General features: G+C 41.7%; 11 protein-coding genes. 8 read left to right on the forward strand and 3 right to left on the reverse strand.

Annotation, left to right across the window (positions count from 1 at the left end):
- Positions 1–6: 6 nt before the first annotated feature.
- The 3 genes from HMPREF0106_RS14830 to HMPREF0106_RS14820 all read left to right on the forward strand — a co-directional run bounded on the left by HMPREF0106_RS14830 (position 7) and on the right by HMPREF0106_RS14820 (position 5,358).
- Complete coding sequence (locus HMPREF0106_RS14830) at positions 7–645, forward strand: hypothetical protein (RefSeq protein WP_004315854.1); 639 nt, start codon at positions 7–9, stop codon at positions 643–645.
- Positions 646–709: 64 nt separating this feature from the next.
- Positions 710–3,346 (forward strand): valine--tRNA ligase, encoded by a 2,637-nt coding sequence (locus HMPREF0106_RS14825; protein WP_009039703.1) that lies wholly within the window; start codon positions 710–712, stop codon positions 3,344–3,346.
- Positions 3,347–3,462: 116 nt separating this feature from the next.
- On the forward strand, positions 3,463–5,358 hold the full coding sequence (locus HMPREF0106_RS14820; RefSeq protein WP_009039704.1) for an ATP-binding protein: 1,896 nt from the start codon (positions 3,463–3,465) through the stop codon (positions 5,356–5,358).
- A gap of 313 nt (positions 5,359–5,671) precedes the next feature.
- Here the strand turns inward: HMPREF0106_RS14820 and HMPREF0106_RS14815 are convergent, their stop codons facing one another.
- On the reverse strand, positions 5,672–6,247 hold the full coding sequence (locus HMPREF0106_RS14815; RefSeq protein ID WP_004315857.1) for an RNA polymerase sigma-70 factor: 576 nt from the start codon (positions 6,245–6,247) through the stop codon (positions 5,672–5,674).
- Between the two features lie 134 nt (positions 6,248–6,381).
- On the opposite strand from HMPREF0106_RS14815, the gene HMPREF0106_RS14810 reads away from it, so the two are divergent.
- The 5 genes from HMPREF0106_RS14810 (at position 6,382) to HMPREF0106_RS14790 (ending at position 15,914) form a co-directional block, all read left to right on the forward strand.
- Positions 6,382–7,404, forward strand: coding sequence for a FecR family protein (locus HMPREF0106_RS14810; protein ID WP_008645342.1), 1,023 nt, complete (start codon positions 6,382–6,384; stop codon positions 7,402–7,404).
- A 247-nt stretch (positions 7,405–7,651) separates the two neighbouring features.
- Positions 7,652–10,828: a SusC/RagA family TonB-linked outer membrane protein gene (locus HMPREF0106_RS14805; protein WP_009039705.1), complete on the forward strand. Its 3,177-nt coding sequence runs from the start codon at positions 7,652–7,654 to the stop codon at positions 10,826–10,828.
- Positions 10,829–10,859: 31 nt separating this feature from the next.
- Positions 10,860–12,611, forward strand: coding sequence for a RagB/SusD family nutrient uptake outer membrane protein (locus HMPREF0106_RS14800; RefSeq protein WP_008645340.1), 1,752 nt, complete (start codon positions 10,860–10,862; stop codon positions 12,609–12,611).
- A gap of 22 nt (positions 12,612–12,633) precedes the next feature.
- Positions 12,634–13,902, forward strand: coding sequence for a hypothetical protein (locus tag HMPREF0106_RS14795; protein ID WP_008645339.1), 1,269 nt, complete (start codon positions 12,634–12,636; stop codon positions 13,900–13,902).
- Positions 13,902–15,914 (forward strand): DUF5689 domain-containing protein, encoded by a 2,013-nt coding sequence (locus HMPREF0106_RS14790; protein ID WP_009039706.1) that lies wholly within the window; start codon positions 13,902–13,904, stop codon positions 15,912–15,914. The genes HMPREF0106_RS14795 and HMPREF0106_RS14790 overlap by 1 nt, the downstream gene beginning before the upstream one ends.
- 132 nt (positions 15,915–16,046) lie before the next feature.
- Here the strand turns inward: HMPREF0106_RS14790 and HMPREF0106_RS14785 are convergent, their stop codons facing one another.
- Together HMPREF0106_RS14785 and HMPREF0106_RS14780 are read right to left on the reverse strand one after the other, a co-directional pair.
- Positions 16,047–16,493: a hypothetical protein gene (locus HMPREF0106_RS14785; RefSeq protein WP_009039707.1), complete on the reverse strand. Its 447-nt coding sequence runs from the start codon at positions 16,491–16,493 to the stop codon at positions 16,047–16,049.
- 61 nt (positions 16,494–16,554) lie between these two features.
- A complete protein-coding gene (locus HMPREF0106_RS14780) occupies positions 16,555–17,661 on the reverse strand; it encodes a DUF6340 family protein (RefSeq protein ID WP_009039708.1) in 1,107 nt (368 codons plus the stop codon).
- Between the last annotated feature and the right edge of the window lie 229 nt (positions 17,662–17,890).

Below are 17,890 nucleotides of genomic sequence, written 5' to 3' on the forward strand. Positions count from 1 at the left end.
GATAAGATGGCTACATCAGAAGAAATAGAAAAGTATTGCAGGAATTGCGTGTCACGTGATTTTGTGAACGGAAAAGGACTCGTTTGTAAACGTACCGGAGAACTTCCCGCTTTTGAAGAAGAATGTGACAGTTTTGAGCAAGATAAGGAACTGGAAAGATTAGCGCCTCCCAAGCCGGAAGACTTTCCGGTATTCATGACAGAAGAGGAAATGCTTGCCGAAGAGAATCTGCCCAAAGGAATATTGTGTGCAGTTGTCGCATGCATCGTTGGTGCGGTGGCATGGGGGCTGATCTCCGTTTCTACAGGTCGTCAGATAGGATTTATGCCCATTGCTATCGGATTCATGGTAGGTTTTGCGATGCGGCAGGGCAAGGGAATACGTCCCATTTTCGGAATTACCGGTGCGGCATTATCTCTGGTTAGTTGCATCTTAGGTGATTTCTTGTCTATTATCGGGTATATCTCCCAAGATTATGAAATGGGCTATTTTCAAGTCCTGGCAGGTGTAGACTATGGAGAGATATTCTCTATTCTGTTGAAAAATGTAATGTCGATGACTGCCCTGTTCTACGGATTCGCTCTTTATGAGGGATATAAATTCTCTTTCCGTGCACAGAAACACCCCGAGGGTGGTAAGATTTGAATTTAAATTATTAATTTTGCACCCGTTATTTTTAGAATATACATTATCATATACATAAAACAATATGGAATTAGCAAGTAAGTACAATCCCGCTGACGTGGAGGGAAAGTGGTACCAGTATTGGCTGGACCACAAATTATTCAGTTCAAAACCCGATGGCCGTGAACCTTACACCATCGTCATCCCGCCCCCGAACGTCACCGGTGTGTTACACATGGGACACATGCTTAATAATACCATCCAGGATATTTTAGTTCGTCGTGCCCGTATGGAAGGCAAGAATGCTTGCTGGGTGCCGGGAACTGACCACGCTTCTATTGCTACCGAAGCTAAAGTTGTAAACAAACTCGCTTCTCAAGGTATCAAGAAAACCGATCTATCTCGTGACGAATTCTTGAAACATGCCTGGGAATGGACAGACGAGCACGGTGGTATTATCCTGAAACAACTCCGTAAACTCGGCGCATCCTGCGACTGGGATCGTACTGCTTTCACTATGGATGAGAAACGTAGCGAAAGTGTAATCAAGGTATTTGTCGATCTGTTCGATAAAGGATTGATCTACCGGGGCGTCCGCATGGTAAACTGGGACCCGAAAGCCTTGACTGCCCTTTCTGACGAGGAAGTAATCTACAAGGAAGAACACGGAAAACTGTATTACCTTCGCTATAAAGTAGAAGGTGATCCGGAAGGTCGCTACGCGGTTGTTGCAACAACCCGTCCTGAAACAATTATGGGTGATACGGCTATGTGTATCAATCCGAACGACCCGAAGAACGAATGGCTGAAAGGAAAGAAAGTGATCGTTCCGCTGGTAAACCGTGTCATTCCTGTGATTGAGGATGATTATGTAGACATCGAATTCGGTACGGGTTGTCTGAAAGTAACCCCGGCCCATGATGTAAACGACTATATGCTGGGTGAAAAATACAACTTGCCTAGTATCGATATTTTCAATGACAACGGTACATTGAGCGAAGCTGCCGGTATGTATATCGGTATGGACCGTTTCGATGTTCGTAAGCAAATAGAGAAAGACCTCGAAGCTGCCGGATTGCTGGAAAAAATAGAAGCCTATACTAATAAGGTAGGATATTCGGAACGTACCAACGTTGTGATCGAACCGAAATTGTCTATGCAATGGTTCCTCAAGATGCAACATTTCGCAGATATGGCATTGCCTCCGGTAATGAACGACGATTTGAAATTCTACCCTGCAAAATACAAGAATACCTACCGTCACTGGATGGAAAACATCAAAGACTGGTGTATCAGCCGTCAGTTGTGGTGGGGACATCGTATTCCTGCATACTTCCTGCCGGAAGGTGGTTATGTAGTAGCCGCTACTCCCGAGGAAGCTCTGGCAAAAGCAAAAGAAAAGACGGGTAATGCCGCCCTGACAATGGAAGACCTTCGTCAGGATGAAGATTGCCTGGACACTTGGTTCTCTTCTTGGTTGTGGCCTATCTCTTTGTTCGACGGAATCAACAACCCGGGCAACGAAGAAATCAAATACTACTATCCGACAAGCGACCTCGTGACAGGACCGGACATTATCTTCTTCTGGGTAGCCCGTATGATTATGGCAGGCTACGAATACGAGGGACAGATGCCGTTTAAGAACGTATACTTCACAGGAATCGTTCGTGATAAACAGGGACGTAAGATGTCTAAATCGCTCGGTAACTCTCCCGATCCATTGGAACTGATCGAAAAGTATGGTGCCGACGGTGTGCGTATGGGTATGATGCTTTCAGCTCCCGCCGGAAACGATATTCTTTTCGACGACGCCCTTTGCGAACAGGGACGTAACTTCTGCAACAAGATATGGAATGCTTTCCGTCTGATTAAAGGATGGACTAATGGCAAAGGTTCCATTCCAGTTCCACCCGAAGCTCATCTGGCTGTTCAATGGTTCGACCAGAGACTGGATGCAGCTGCGGTTGAAGTTGCCGATTTGTTTTCTAAATATCGTTTGAGCGAAGCATTGATGTTGGTTTACAAACTGTTCTGGGATGAGTTCTCTTCCTGGTTGCTGGAAATTGTGAAACCTGCTTATGGACAGCCCATTAATGGCTTTATTTATAGTATGGTGCTTAGTTCTTTCGAACGTCTGCTTGAGTTGCTTCATCCTTTCATGCCGTTTATCACAGAAGAACTGTGGCAACAACTGCGTGAGCGCGAACCAGGTGCAAGTTTGATGGTTACTCTCATGAAAGAGCCTCTTGAGGTAAACGAGAAATTCCTGCAAGAATTTGAATTGGCTAAGGAAATTATCAGCAATGTTCGCAGCATTCGTTTGCAGAAGAATATTGCTTTGAAGGAACAACTCGAATTGCAGGTTGTGGGTAGTCATCCGGTAGAAAAAATGAATCCGGTGATTATCAAGATGTGTAATCTTTCTGCTATTAATGTAGTATTCAAAAAAGCAGAAGGTGCTGCTTCTTTCATGGTTGGAACGACCGAATTTGCCGTACCATTGATTGACATGATTGATATAGATGCGGAAATCACTCGTTTGTTGGCCGAACTTAAACATAAGGAAAGCTTCCTGCAAGGCATCGTGAAGAAATTGAGCAACGAGAAATTCGTGAACAATGCTCCGGCAGCCGTCATAGAACTTGAACGCAAGAAACAGGCGGATGCGGAAAGTATCATTCGTTCTTTGAAAGAAAGCCTTACTATCTTGTTGAAGAAATAACTCTTTGATACCTGGTTTTATATAATATAAGGCATCTCAATTAATTTTGAGATGCCTTTTTTTTGCGAAATGGAAATAAATACTACCTTTGCCGTAGCTATTATAGAACATCACAAATGAAACAAGTACTCCGAACCATCTCATTCTTAGGCTTATTCCTTTTTATAGAAGGATTCTTATTATCTGTGTCAGCCCGAACTGAAACAACAAATAAAGAAGTACTGGTTTTAAACTCCATTAATTTTAATCTGCCTTGGGCTAAAAATTTCTATTGGTGTATACACGATGCTCTTCAGAAGCAGGGGATATCTGCCAAAGCGGAATCTCTTTCCGTACCAGCTTTGGTGAATAAGATGGAAGCAGATGCCGTAGTCACCCATTTGCGTGAGAAATACCCGGTAGCTCCCGCTGCCATTGTCCTGATTGGAGATCCGGGATGGATTGTCTGCCGTGAACTGTTTGATGACGTATGGAAAGACGTTCCGGTAATAGTGACAAATGCCCGCGACCGCCTGCCTGCTTCTCTCGACGTTTTGCTGTCTCATGCTCCACTAACAGAAACCAATAGTGTCCCCGGTGAAGAATGGAGAAGAGGCTATAATCTGACACTTTTAAAGCAGCATTATTATGTGAAGGAAACAGTGGAACTGATTTATAAACTAATACCAGATATGCAACGTCTGGCATTTATTTCAGACGACAGATATATTAGTGAAGAAACTCGTAGAGATGTAAAGGAAGCCGTCGAAGAGAATTTTCCGGATTTACGTTTGGATCTGCTTTCTACCACTCAATTATCGACAGAAATGTTGCTGGATACCCTGCATAGTTATAAACCTAATACAGGGATTATTTACTATTCCTGGTTTGAGTCTCATAATGAAAATGATAACAACTACCTTTTCGACCACATACAGGAAATTATAACCAATTTTACTCCCTCACCTCTGTTTTTGCTATCTCCCGAAAATTTATCGAACAATACTTTCGCAGGAGGGTATTATGTATCGACGGAGTCTTTTTGCGATTCTTTGCTGGAAATCCTGAATCGCATATTGAATGGAGAACAAGCCCGTAATATCCCGGGTGGAGTGGGAGGGGAAGGAAATTCCTATCTTTGTTATCCTGTATTAAAGTCTTATAATATTCCGTCAAGTCGCTATCCCGACGATGCTGTATATATTGATAAACCTCAAACTTTTTTTCAGCAACACTATGTTAAGATTATTGCTAGTTCTGTTTTTCTATTACTTTTGATAGCTGCTATTGTCTATTATATTCGTATTCTTCGGAAAGCGTATAGCCGTTTGAGTGAAGCGGTGGAGAAAGCGGAGCAGGCTAATCAATTGAAATCTGCCTTTTTGGCGAACATGAGCCATGAAATACGTACTCCTTTGAACGCAATCGTGGGCTTTTCAAATATGCTTCCCCATACAGAAGATCCTGTCGAAATGCGCGAGTACGCAGATATCATCGAAACAAATACCGACTTGTTGCTCCAATTAATTAATGATATTCTGGATTTGTCGAAGATTGAAGCCGGAACATTTGATTTCTATCCTTCCTCGATCGATGTTAATCAGACAATGGAGGAAATCGAACAAAGTATGCGGTTACGTTTGAAAAACAGTGATGTTACCCTTGCATTTACCGAACGCTTGCCGGGTTGTCTTTTTTATATTGATAAGAATCGACTGATACAATTGCTTGCCAACTTTGTCAATAACGCTATCAAATTTACTCAAACAGGCACTATCTGTATGGGGTATCGTATGACAGATACCGATACTATTTATTTTTATGTATCAGATACCGGCTGTGGTATGTCAAACGAACAGTGTGAACATGTTTTCGAACGATTCGTAAAATATAACCCATTCATTCAAGGTACCGGCTTAGGACTTTCCATCTGTCGTACGATTGTTGAGCGTCTCGGGGGAAAAATAGGAGTAGATTCAGAAGAAGGTAAAGGATCTACTTTCTGGTTTACACTTCCTTATAGAAAGAGATGAAGTTAGTTAATAGATAAGTTACTGTCTCCTTATTGCAAACTTCCTTTTCCTTACTGCCAAAGTTGTTTTTGTCTAAGAGAAATCTATAAACGGAAGCTTTGTTTTTATAAATGAAACTTGCGTTTATAAAAATGAAGGTTGCATTTATATAATTGGAACTTTCGTTTATAGTTTGTTTCAGGTCAAAGGGAACTTTAGCCTTAGAGGAACGTAAGTTTATCTTTAATACAACGCAAGTTATCTATTAATACTTTAGCTGACAGGTAATAGCCAAATGAAATAATATTGGTGGTTACTTATATGTTTCGTCTCTCTAGGGAAATAAGAGAGGTAGTAGTAACGGGAGGTAATCTTTCAAATCCACGCGCAGTTGCTTTAACGCTTGTTGAATACGGTAATCTATTGTTTTGGGCGATACCCCCAGTGTTTCTGCAATCTCCTTGTAACTCATATCCCGGAATCGGTGCATCACAAAAGCTTCCCGATAACTTTCGGGCAATGCCGCGACAGCATCTTCAATCCGTTTCGCAAGTTCTTCAATCTGATAATAGTCCGTATCTTGCAGCATTTCCTGCATTTCTTCATAAAAGCGGGTATCCGCCCGTTGGGTGGCATCAATATGTGCAAGCTTGTTCAAAGCCCTGCGATACACCATCTTAAAAAGATAAGAATTAAGAGAGGACTCAATAACCAGTGTTTCCCGATTTTCCCAAATCCATAAAAGAGAATCCTCTACAATCTCTTCTGCATCTTCCAACTCGACAAACCGGTGACCATACGCGCACAGCATCGGATAATATCTCCGAAACAGTGTATCGAACGCTTTTTGATCTCCGCGTTGAACGGCTGATAATAGAAAATCATTGTCTGATTGATAAGTTCCTTTCATGTATTAGCTCCATAATTTAACTGCAAATATAGCTTTTTTAGATAGAAACAGAGATTTTTTGAAAAAAAATGGTTTTTAGTTTAGGAGTCTTCCTATTCTCCCTTGTCTTATAGTAAAAGGCAATAAAAAAAGATATGGATAAAACAGATAGAAATACAATAGAAGAACTGCTTCCACGTTATTGTGAAGGGGTGGCAACGGAAGAAGAATGTCTGCAAGTTGAGATGTGGATGAGCGAATCGGACGAAAATCGACGGATGGCAAAACAGATACATGCTCTTTATCTTGCCACGGATACAGTTAATGTTATGAAGAAAGTCGATACGGAGAAAGCATTGTTGAAGGTGAAAAGTAGAATGTCGGGTAACAGCCACAAGGGAACGATGTGGTGGCAATGGGCACAACGTGCGGCAGCAATTTTGTTCATTCCACTTCTCGTTACATTGATGCTCCAATATTGGGGAGGAAACGAACAGGAATTGGCACAAATCATGGAAGTGAAAACAAATCCTGGGATGATGACCTCATTGACCCTGCCCGATGGTACGCTTGTTTATCTGAATTCGGAATCAACACTAAGTTATCCTTCACGTTTCGATAATGATACAAGAAATGTGACTTTACAGGGAGAAGCTTATTTTGAAGTGGCTAAGAATCCGGAAAAGAAATTTATAGTCTCCACTTCCCATCAATCACAAATAGAAGTACTGGGAACTCATTTTAATGTAGAGGCATACGAAAAAGAAGATCGGATTTCAGCAACATTGGTAGAAGGAAAGATCGGTTTTATTTATAAATCAAATGATGTCTCGAAAAAAGTGCTGATGGATCCGGGACAGAAATTGGTCTATGATTCAAAAGATAATAAGGTTCAGCTTTATTCCACTTCCGGAGAGTCGGAGATTGCCTGGAAAGAAGGTAAGATTATATTTAGAAACACTCCTTTGGAAGAAGGCCTGCGAATGTTGGAAAAGCGGTATAATGTGGAATTCATTATTAAAAATGATCGCTTGAAAGGAGACTCGTTTACGGGAACATTTACTAATCAACGTTTGGAACGTATTTTGGAATATTTTCGGCTTTCTTCTCAAATCCGCTGGCGTTATCTTGATTCGCCGGATATGAAGGATGAAAAGAGCAAAATAGAAATATACTGATTGATTAACCTTAAAACAAAAATGCAATGAAAGACAGAGCCCCTTAATTAAAAAACATACGGGATGATATTGGCGTATCTTCCCGTATGGAAATCGGTAAATCTTTTTGATGCTTGTTTGGCGACAAGCTTAGATAAACTTTTTATTAACTTTAAGTCATCACAAATTTATGCAAAATTATTTTAGCATCCAATTTTTATGGGTGGTAAAGTCGCTTTGGCGAGTTTCTAACAAAATCCCATTATCTATGAGACTTTTGATTTTATTCTTGGTATGCTCTATCGGGCTATGTTATGCGTCCGATAGTTATGCACAAAAAACTTTAATCAGTATTGATGTACACAATCAGCGGGTGGAGGATATTTTAAAAGAGATTGAAGAGCAGTCTGATTTTGATTTCTTTTTCAATAACAGACATGTGGATTTGAATCGCCGCGTATCTATATCAGTTGATAGAAGTAATATATTTAGTGTGCTTAAGGAAGTTTTTGCTGGCACTAATGTGCGATATTCAGTGCTAGACAAGAAGATTATACTGTCTGTTGAGGTACAGTCACCGCAACAGGAAAAGAAAATGATTGTATCTGGTATCATATTGGATGTACAGGGAGAGCCGGTAATAGGTGCCAGTATTCAGGAAAAAGGAGTGGTCGGGAAAGGTACAGTTTCCGATTTGGATGGAAAATTTAAGTTGACGGTTGCATCTGATGCTATATTGGTGATTTCATACATTGGCTTTCAGTCTCTTGAAGTAAAGGTGGGAAACCGTACAAACTTGTCAGTGGTATTGAAAGAAGATCATCAGTTGCTGGATGAGGTAGTCGTTATCGGTTATGGAACGATGGAGAAACGTGCAGTGACCAGTTCCATCACTTCCATATCATCCAAAGATTTAGTGACTGGAATGGGAGGCTCCACTATTGCGACAGCTTTAAAGGGTAAAATCTCCGGTATGAATGTTTCCGAGACTTCCAGTCCGAATGCTTCTGCCAGTTTCCAGCTGCGTGGAGTAGCGTCCATCAATGCTTCTTCTTCTCCTTTGATTGTGATAGACGGAATTCCCGGAGGTGATTTACGTTCTATCAGTCAGGAAGATATTCAGTCTATTGATGTTTTGAAAGATGCCTCTGCAGGTGCTATTTACGGAACAAGAGCAGCCGGTGGTGTCATCTTAGTGACTACCAAGAAAGCAAAAGAAGGTCCCATAACCTTATCATATACGGGCGAACTCTCTACCGAGCAAGTTTCCAGGAGACCGCAGGTCCTTGATCGTGATGCTTTCGTTAGGTTCGGAGTAGGAACAGATTTAGGTGCATCCACCGACTGGTACGGTGAACTTTTGAATGAAGGAGCACTCTCCCAACGCCATGTTGTCAACCTCTCGGGCGGCGGCCATACAGCTAAAATATATGCTACTATTATGGCACAGGATCAAAAAGGTATCGCAATTGGTGACAACCGTAAAGACTATTCGGGGCGTATCAATGCAAACTTTAATCTTCTCAATGACTTGTTGGAAATAGGCTTGCACACAGAATACCGGGAAGCACACCGGGATCAGCGGAGCAGTAGTTCCTATTTCGACATGGCATTGAAGATGAATCCGACGGAACATGTATATGACAGCACTAGTGAAACAGGATATAATGTATTGGTTGGTGGTAGTGAATATTACAATCCTTTAGCAGAAGTAATGTTGAAACAGGCAGATAATGTTGATAAATGGCTGAAGGCGGATGCAACGGTAAAGCTCAATTTGCCTGCCGGATTCTCGGCACAAGCCACTCTTGGCTGGGAAGATCGCCAGTATCAGCAGACACATTATACGTCCGCGTTACACAGAACCTCTTTAAATGGAAGTTATAAAGGAAGAGGATTTCATGCATATAGCAAAACAGTCAATGTCTCTTTTGAACCTACCATCAATTTTATGCGTGTTTTTGCAGACGACCATACGGTTAGTGCGGTAGCCGGATATAGTTATTGGGAAAATAACTCTGAAAACTTTAATATGACTAACTACGATTTTCCTGTGGATGGAGTAGGGGCTTGGGATATGGGGACAGGTAGCTGGCTTTCCGACGGAAAGGCGGCAATGTCTTCCCACAAATATCCCCGTGAACGTCTTATTTCATTCTTTGGCCGGGCGAATTATAGCTATAAAGACCGCTATATGCTTACAGGAAGTGTTCGCCACGAGGGCTCGTCAAAATTCGGAAAGAATCATCGTTGGGGAACATTTTGGGCAGTATCAGGTGGATGGCGTATATCCAATGAGGCATTTCTGCGTGACGTCAGTTTTCTCGATGACCTTAAAGTACGCGTTGGTTACGGTGTAACGGGAAATAACAATTTCTCTGCAGGAGCATCCACTGCCATGTATTCTTCCAATTCAATGTGGCCGTATAACGGTACATGGATCACCTCTTATGGACCGGCCCGTAACGTCAATTATGACTTGCACTGGGAAAAGAAAGCAGAGCTTAACATCGGCTTGGATTATGCATTTCTGAATAACCGTCTTTTTGGTAAGTTTGATATCTATAAGAGAAGAGTTTCCGGAATGTTATATAATATCAACGTTCCCAATCCTCCCGCTGTTTATGAAACAACCACCATGAATTACGGTAATCTTGAGAATACCGGATGGGAGTTCGAGATAGGAGGAGTACCTGTCAAAACCAGAAACTTTAATTGGACAACTACTATGCGCCTATCACACTCCTCCTCCAAAATTACCTCTTTGTGGGGCAATAATACCTATCAGGATCGTGTAGGATTTCCGTCACCGGGTACAAACGGATCAGCCGGTAGAATTGAGGCCGGAACAAAAATCGGAAGCTATTACATCTGGAAATATGCCGGTATCACGGACAATGGCAGGTGGCTTCTGTATGATAAGAATGACAATGTAATCCTTAGTGATAAAAAAACGTATGACGACAAACGATATATCGGCAATGCCATTCCTGCATTGATGGTATCATGGGATCATACCTTCACTTACAAAAATCTCTCTTTAGGTATCAACCTGCGTAGCTGGATCGATTTCGATGTGTTCAATACCATAAATATGTACTATGGACTTTCTGAAGTGGCAGGCCAGAATGTTCTTCGCAACGCATACATTGATAACCGGCACATCAAAGAAGTAAAGCAACTTTGCGATTACTGGCTTGAGGATGGTACATTCTTGAAGATTGATGCCATTAGCCTGGGGTATTCTCTTAACATGAAAAAATGGCAAAAGTATATAGATAAGATTGATCTTTACCTGACCGTCCGTAACGTTGCCTGTTTTACAAAATATTCAGGATTGAATCCGGAAGTGAATGTGAACGGTTTGGATCCCGGTTATGAATGGTTTAATAATATTTACCCTGAAACTCGTAGATATACCTTTGGTATGAAAATCCAATTCTAATAGTAAAGTACCTATAAACTAATATAATGATATGAGACGAAATATTCTAATTATAATCTCTTTCCTCACCCTTCTGGTGGCCTCCGGTTGTACTAATCTGGATGAGAAGTGGTATTCCGAAGTAACTCCGGACACTTATTTCACATCTAAGGAAACTGTCTACTCTTTTCTGGTACGCTCTTTCACGCACTGGCGTTGGTTTCACGGATTCGACCGTGCCATTCTTCAGGAATGTACAACAGACGAGATGTGTGTCACACAAAAAGGGATACATTACAATGATGTCCGATACGCCCAGCTGCAACACCATGACTGGACACCACTTCACCCCAACAACGAAGAAACATGGCGTGGAGTAGGTATGGGAGTAGCCATGGCTTTAGCCTGTAAAGAAGACTTAGCTGGTGTAGACTATGTTTCATTAGGTATGACGGAAGAACTGAAGGCAGATCATCAGATGCAGCTCCAGACATTAGTGGCCTATTTCTATTTGAGAGGACTTGATTTCTATGGCGGTATGCCTATTTACCGACGCTCTACCACAGAGGAATCTCCACGTTCCACAGCACGGGAAACCTTTAATTATGTGGAAGAACTCCTGCTTGCCGCCATCCCCAAATTAGAGAAAAAAACAGCAGATATGCTGGAAGAAGGTTACTTACGCCAAGGAACCGCGGCTGCTCTACTTGCTCAATTATATTTTAATGCAGAAGTCTATACAGGGGAAAGTCGCTTTGCTGAATGTGCGCAGATTTGTCAGGATTTACTAGACGGTAAATACGGCTATTACGAGTTGGAAGAAGACTGGTTCGGTCCTTTCACCTTCGAAAATAACAAGTCGAAAGAAGTGATGTGGTCCGTTCAGTCGCAATATGCAAAAGGAACTCTGTTTCAGTGGCAGTTCGAACGTTATAATCATTATAATGCGAAGAACTATTTCGATCTTAGCGGCTATTCCTCTACGAACGGTATGCATCTCCAACCATCTCTGAAACCCAATGGTGATCCTTATACGGACAAACTCGGACGTCCTTTTGCCAAGTTTCATGCGAAAGACCTTCGTAAGAAATTGTATGTATATAAAGGAAATGGCAAATACGAAGGAATGTTTCTTTACGGAAAATTACAACGTATATCAAGAAGTGGAACAGAGGTGAAATGTACGGGACTGTATGAATACCCGGGTGAGGTTCTTGAATTTGTTGACCAGGTAGCACAATTTAAGAAAGTGAAAGACGGAGAATATTCTTCCGTAAATGAACTTCCTTCCAATATAAGTACCGGAGAAGAGAATTCGGGAATACGTTTGTGCAAACTGCCGGTGCCGGACAATACAGACAAGACACTTGCTTTTAATCCTGACTATCCGGTTCTTCGTTTTGCAGAAATCTATTATATGCTTGCCGAATGTAAATACAGAAGCGGATATAAGAAAGAAGCAGCCAATCTTTTCAACGAAGTGCGTAAACGCAACTTTGAGAATGAAGTAGACCCTGATCCGGTGACTGAAACGAATATTGACAAGTATCGGATTCTCGATGAGTGGATGGTCGAATTTCTTGGCGAGCAGCGTCGTCGTACCGATCTTCGTCGTTGGGGCTTATATACAACAGGCACCTGGTGGGATCACAAAGCTACTAATGACGATCATTATGAACTCTTTCCTATTCCGGAAAAGTCAATTTCCGTCAGCAACGTCTTGAGACAGAATCCGGGATATGGAGGCGGCAATGAAATGACGAAAGAGGAAGCCGGTATATACAGTGTTAAACAAATTGATTAATAGAACATTAAAGAATAAAACAATGAATAGTAAGATATTATTTCTAGGAGCCGTTATGATGCTGCCTACATTCGCTAGTTGCCAACAGGAAAAGCCTTTTCCGGATGATGCTGTAGATAAAGTGTATGAATACCTTCCGGAGTGGCAGGCTGGTTATTTGGACATTCATCAGATTAGCACGGGAAGAGGGAATGCAGCCTATCTTATTTTCCCGGACGGGACTACCATGTTGCTGGATGCAGGAGATTTGGGAGTACACACCGGTACCCAGGAGATTATGAAAGCAGTTCCTAATGACTCTAAACGGCCTGCTGAATGGATTGCCCAATATATAAAACATTTCTCATTGCCGTTGAAAAATAACGGTGCTATTGATTATGCCTTGCTTACTCACTTCGATACAGACCATATCGGACAGAATGGAAAACTGGCAATCGAAAAAGTAGGGCTGGACTACAAACTTACCGGAATAACTCATGTGGGTAATCTTCTGGATATTTCCACATTGATAGATCGTGGCTACCCTACATACGATTATCCGACAGCGGCTAAAGTTACGGGTGCCCATATCTCAAACTATAAATTATATGTTGCCGCTCGTGACCGGGAAGGTAAAAAGAATGAAGGGTTTGTGACAGGAAGTAACACACAAATCAAACTATTAAAAGCTCCGGGTTCCTATCCTACATTCGAAGTACGTAATATTGTGGGTAACGGTAAAATTTGGACAGGCAGCGGAACGACTTCCAAAGAGCTTGTGCCATCTACCGCTTCTTCGAGCGAACAGTTGAACGAGAACCGTTGCAGTTGCGGAATACGTATCACATACGGTAATTTCGATTACTTCTCGGGCGGAGATATCCTTGGAGTGGAAAAAGCGCCGGAATGGTTTGACATAGAAACACCTGTAGCTACATTGCTGGGCGAAACAGATGTGGTAGTGGCCAATCATCATGCATACTCTGACGCTATGTGTGATACCTACATTTCCCAAGTGAAAGCGCAAGCCTACGTGATTCCCGTGTGGGATTACTATCATCCTCAACCGGCTCCGCTAAGCCGGATGCTGTCTCAAAGCCTTTATGCCGGTGAACGGTCGGTTTTTGCCGCCGGTATGGTAGACAGTAACAGGAGCAGGCTGGGTGAAGACGGTTTGAAGATAAAACCCGCCGGACATGTTGTTACACGTGTTTATCCGGGAGGAGAGAAGTTTCAGATCTTTGTGTTGAATGATCGAAATGAAGCTTATGAGATACTATATAAAACAGGTGAAATTAAATCTAATAATTGATGAATATGAAAATTAAAGATTCAATAGCCTGGGCAGCTTTTGGGGCTGTGATGGCAATTATCATGTTTCCGTCATGCTCTGACGAAAATGAAGCCGGCATATTGGAAATAACAAATAATGAGATTATTCTTCAGGCTGAAGGTGCTCCGGTTCAGGTTGAAGTGAAATCCAATACCGAGTGGCGCATAGACTTTGCAGAATCAACCTGGTTTTCTACAGATATACGTGGAGCCCAGTCATCAAGAACTTATTTCACGGTGACTTATGATGAAAATATCAGTGATTCCGAACGTTTCTGTGATATTCGTGTGTTTACAAAAGATGGGAAGACTTCGGATGTAATCAAGATAAAACAACTATCCCGTTATCCATTTATAGTTCCTGCCAGTGATAATATGGAACTCTTTACCAAAGGAGGCGAATATAATATGGATATTTCGACCAATGTGCCTGAAACGGATATTGTGATTACGCCGACAGTGGAATGGGTGAAAGAGTATCGGATAAGTGACGGAAAACTTTATTTCAATACGGAAACAAATTCTCAATCACCCCGTACAGGAAGTATCGTATTGAGTTATGACGATCAATACCAACGTAAAGCCACGACTACAATCAACCTGTCGCAAGCATATTCTGAATATGCGAATGCAGAACTTGTCAGCTATCCAACCGTTTATGGTTATCCTGTCGGTGGAATTACTAACAATGTATATATTGAAGGAACGATCGTTGCCACTGGTACATCGAAAAACTTCCCGAACAATCGTTATGTCATTCAGAATGAGACCGGGGAGACAGTGGTATTTGAATCAGAGTCTCTGATTACATTTGCGCAATTTGCCAAAGTCTCATTGTGTTTGAAAGATGGAACGATAAAGGAAGAATCAGAGGGCAGCTTTACCTACAGACTGATTAGCGGTATCACTGCCGCCCATGTAATCAGTTCGGAACTTTCCACCTTCACGATTCCTGAAAAAACAATCGCAGAACTAACGGATAATATGGTATTCAGCCTTGTGACCTTAAAAGATGTCGAGATTGCCTCTCCGGTAGGCGCATTTGCTAATTTCAAGACTACCGATCCGGGAGCTGCCGACCGTAAGGCGAATAAAAATTATTGGGTGGAGAAATTCCCGGCATACTACAGATACTATCCAACCTGCATCAGAGATAAAAACGGCTCTAATACATATATGCTTACTTCGCTCGATGCTCCTTATGCGCATGAGACACTTCCTAAAGGTTCAGGAACCATCACCGGAATCGTAGCGAAAGTCAAGCTTACCAATTTTGACATCTCCGAAAGCCGGTTGTGTATTCTTCCGCTTCATAGAGAGGACATCAATATCGGTGATATGAACGAGATCACTTCGGTGCTCGTGGAGTGGGATTGTAATGTGCCCGATTGGAAAGAAATAGGTGCTTCTACATTTACGGAGTATCATCCTACAGGTGGAGAAGCATCGCAGTCAAATGCTATTCTTAATAAAGACGGTAATAAGCATTTCCAGCAAACCTATGCAGATTACATATTAGGTTTCCAGGATGATTTTCGGGGAGATATGAATCTTAATACCACAGATGGATATTATGGGCGTATGCGAGGAGGAGCCTTCAATAGTAGACCATGGTCTACAAGTTCATATTTCTATGTAGATAAAATATCGACAGTAGGGATTTCTACCTCACTTTCTCTTCAGGTTGAAATGAATTCAAGTTGGGGAGGTGGGCCTGTGGCCGTGGTTGAATATGCTTATTCGATGAGTGGTGAATGGGTAAAAGTAGATAATTCTGAATTCACAATTTTGGGACAGTTTGACAGAACGGCTGCAGGAGGGCAGACAGAGAAAAATATTCCGGGTTATAAGGTCTATGATTTTAAACTGCCGGATGCTTTATTGAACCGCGATAATATCTGTATCAGATTGCGGCCTGTTCGACTTCCGTCCGGCGTATCAAGCTTCATGCCGCTTCGACTTGCTAATATCTCGATCAAATATAATAAATAATCAATAGGGAAGTATCTATAAAAATAATCGGAAGCAACAGGAAATACCCTGTTTGCTTCCGATTCTCTTTATATAATGCTTTCGGATATTTATATTAATCCTGAACGAACTCTATCCTAAAAATGCTGTATTTTATTTTTCCAACAACTCTTTTAAGAACTCGTCCAATTCCTTATCCAACCCTTTCAGCAATTCATCGTTCACCAGGATCGTATCATCGTCCACCAGTAACAATTCTGCTATGGTCTCTTTCTCTTCATCCACCAAAACGAAAGAGTAAGGCTTCAGGATAGTCACCTTGTCGAAGTCTCCGGCATCTTTCATTCTGCAAAGAATGTTGCGTAGAGAAGGTTCCACACTTTCAAGGAAATCATCCCCTTCATACGTAGCCCATTCTTCGATCATGATGTTTGCCAGTTCTTCATCATCATCATTGTAAATATTAAGTTGTCCCGATGTCTGGTCCGGTTGGAGATGGATATCGGTTACAACTGTTTGTTCACAGTTACATGTATATTTAGCGACTGCCTTTTGGATAGCCGATTCGATAATGGATAGTGATTGTTGGCTTAGTTTCATGGGTTCCTTCTTTTTATAAGTTCAAAGGTATAAAAAAAATAAGATTTGATACACAATTTCCTTAAAAATCATCATTAAATCGGCTCATTTGTAATTTTAACTTAGGTAATTGAGCGTTTCTCTCCTTCAATTCGGCTAAATACAAGGACGTAAGATAATAATTCGGCACATCGTCAATGCTGGCCTGAACACTATCTGTGATATTCTTTTTATCAATTTTCTTGGCTAGTTGCTGTGCCTTTTCCGCCCATTCTTCCGCTTTAGCGAGACTATCCTTTATTTCATAATAAACAGCTATGTTGAGAGCTGCCCGCATCTTCTTCTTTTGGTTCTTGGTACCTTCGAAAGCCTGGTTCCAAAGTTCGTATGCGTCGTCCCATGAATTTTCGCGTATATAGATGGCAGCATCACGCATGGGAACCAAACCTCCGGTATACAGATACCGTGTTCCTTTTTTCCACATAGGGACGAGATATTTCACCGGAACTGTCCCTGCAAATACCGCCGCTTCCTCCAGCATTTGTTTGTCGCGAATCATGCGGGTGGCAGCTTCTACGGCAGTACCTCCAAACTCTTCCCAAAAGATGCTGTCGTTAGGATGGAGTGTAGTCATCGGCCGGCTACGTTCGGGAAGATACACTTTCACCGTGGGATATACTTTAACGTCTACTGCTCCTTGAAAACAGTTGAACTCATTCAGAAAACGGACAGATTTAGTTGCTTTGAGTTGCAGATTTTCCAGTGCAATGATAAAATCCACTCCCAAACTAGAGGCTAACTGACGGACTTCCTCCTGGCTCAATGTACTTTCGCGGGCCAGTTTATCATTTGCCCGCAAAGCAGAGTCACAGATGACTACTTCTTCAAAATAATTCTGATGTGCGATTTCTTCAGCCAGTGATTCGGTGGCAATCTTAGGATCTCCGTTGGCGTATGCCGTTGCACGACTTACGAGCGGTGTACCTTCTTTGATCTTTTCAGTCGTTGTTATTAGTTTGTTATCCGGTGTGTTGCTGGTGTTATTCACGATAGCTACTTTCCGGAGTTGCGGAGGAAAGCTCAAGTCGGCAGGTTGCAGATAATCAATGGAAATCTGTTCCAAACTCTGACAGCTGCCCAGTGTCAGCAGGAAGATAGTGACGAAAGCCAGTGAATAAGATTTTGCCATAGTTTTGTTCTATTTAGTAATTTGAACAAAAGTACAATTTTGGAGGAATAAAAGAAAGTCTCAAACAGTTTTTAACCGTTTGAGACTTTCTTTTGTGTATTGAAACTTGAGATTATACCTTAATGTTAAAAATTAAATAAGGTTTTTGAGCGAAGCTGATTCAAAAATGAGCACAAAGAAATAGAAACTTCTACTTACCCAACTTTTAACTCTCAACTCTCCCTTCTCA

Source organism: Bacteroides sp. D22 (assembly GCF_000163675.1).
Lineage (GTDB): Bacteria > Bacteroidota > Bacteroidia > Bacteroidales > Bacteroidaceae > Bacteroides > Bacteroides xylanisolvens.

Bases quoted from the DNA above. Each gene is read 5' to 3' on its own strand.
- HMPREF0106_RS14810 (WP_008645342.1), top strand. From the start codon at position 6,382: ATGGATAAAACAGATAGAAATACAATAGAAGAACTGCTTCCACGTTAT.
- HMPREF0106_RS14815 (WP_004315857.1), bottom strand. From the start codon at position 6,247: ATGAAAGGAACTTATCAATCAGACAATGATTTTCTATTATCAGCCGTT.
- HMPREF0106_RS14790 (WP_009039706.1), top strand. From the start codon at position 13,902: ATGAATATGAAAATTAAAGATTCAATAGCCTGGGCAGCTTTTGGGGCT.
- HMPREF0106_RS14825 (WP_009039703.1), top strand. From the start codon at position 710: ATGGAATTAGCAAGTAAGTACAATCCCGCTGACGTGGAGGGAAAGTGG.
- HMPREF0106_RS14780 (WP_009039708.1), bottom strand. From the start codon at position 17,661: ATGGCAAAATCTTATTCACTGGCTTTCGTCACTATCTTCCTGCTGACA.
- HMPREF0106_RS14785 (WP_009039707.1), bottom strand. From the start codon at position 16,493: ATGAAACTAAGCCAACAATCACTATCCATTATCGAATCGGCTATCCAA.
- HMPREF0106_RS14800 (WP_008645340.1), top strand. From the start codon at position 10,860: ATGAGACGAAATATTCTAATTATAATCTCTTTCCTCACCCTTCTGGTG.
- HMPREF0106_RS14830 (WP_004315854.1), top strand. From the start codon at position 7: ATGGCTACATCAGAAGAAATAGAAAAGTATTGCAGGAATTGCGTGTCA.
- HMPREF0106_RS14795 (WP_008645339.1), top strand. From the start codon at position 12,634: ATGAATAGTAAGATATTATTTCTAGGAGCCGTTATGATGCTGCCTACA.
- HMPREF0106_RS14805 (WP_009039705.1), top strand. From the start codon at position 7,652: ATGAGACTTTTGATTTTATTCTTGGTATGCTCTATCGGGCTATGTTAT.
- HMPREF0106_RS14820 (WP_009039704.1), top strand. From the start codon at position 3,463: ATGAAACAAGTACTCCGAACCATCTCATTCTTAGGCTTATTCCTTTTT.